This window comes from Stenotrophomonas sp. HMWF003 (genome assembly GCF_003061285.1).
Taxonomy (GTDB): domain Bacteria; phylum Pseudomonadota; class Gammaproteobacteria; order Xanthomonadales; family Xanthomonadaceae; genus Stenotrophomonas; species Stenotrophomonas maltophilia_AP.
On the sequence record NZ_QAIW01000467.1, the window covers coordinates 11,546 to 12,296 of the forward strand.

At 73.6% G+C, this 751-nt stretch carries 1 pseudogene; it reads right to left on the reverse strand.

Features of this window, described 5'->3' with window-relative positions:
• Nucleotides 1-751 (reverse strand): annotated as a pseudogene (locus tag DBR34_RS24455) (glutamine-synthetase adenylyltransferase); the annotation flags it as partial.

Genomic DNA, 751 nt, shown 5'->3' on the forward strand with positions numbered 1-751 from the left:
AGTCGCGGCCTTCGCGCTGGAAGTACTGGTCCATGCCGGCAAACGACAGCGCCACCCGGCCGGCACTGCCGAACGGGCGCAGGCGCAGGTCGACGCGGTGGCTGAAGCCGTCCACGGTGGTTTCATCCAGCAGCCGCGCCAGGCGCTGGCCGAGCCGGGCGAAGTATTCCTCGGCCGCCAGCGGGCGCGCACCGTCGGATTCGCCGCCTTGCGGGTAGGCGTAGACCAGGTCGACATCGGAGCTGAAATTGAGCTCGCCACCGCCGAGCTTGCCCAGCCCGAACACCACCAGCTGCTGGGCGCTGCCGTCGGCGGCGCGGACCACGCCATGCCGGGTGGCAAATTCCTGCTCGAGCGCGGCCAGGCCGATGCCCAGGCAGTCTTCGGCCAGGGCGGTGGCGCCGGCCAGGGTGGCGGGCACGTCGTCGAGCCCGGCCAGGTCGCGCCAGATCAGCCGGGTGGAGGCGGCGGTGCGGTAGCGGCGCAGGCGCTGCGGCCAGTCGCTGGGGTGTTGCGGGTCCAGCTCGGGCCGCGCCAGCGATGGGCAACCGGGCTGGGTGAGGTGGGCCAGCAGCGCCGGTTGGCGGCACAGGGTGTCGATGGCGAAATCGCTGGTGATGGCCAGCAGGCGTACCTGGTCCAGAACCTCGGCCGGTGGCGGCCAGGTGCCGCTGTCGGCCAGCGACAGGGCCAGGCGCGCCAGGGCGCGGTCGACGAGGGGAACGAGGGCGGCGGGGACGGCGTCGGCGGG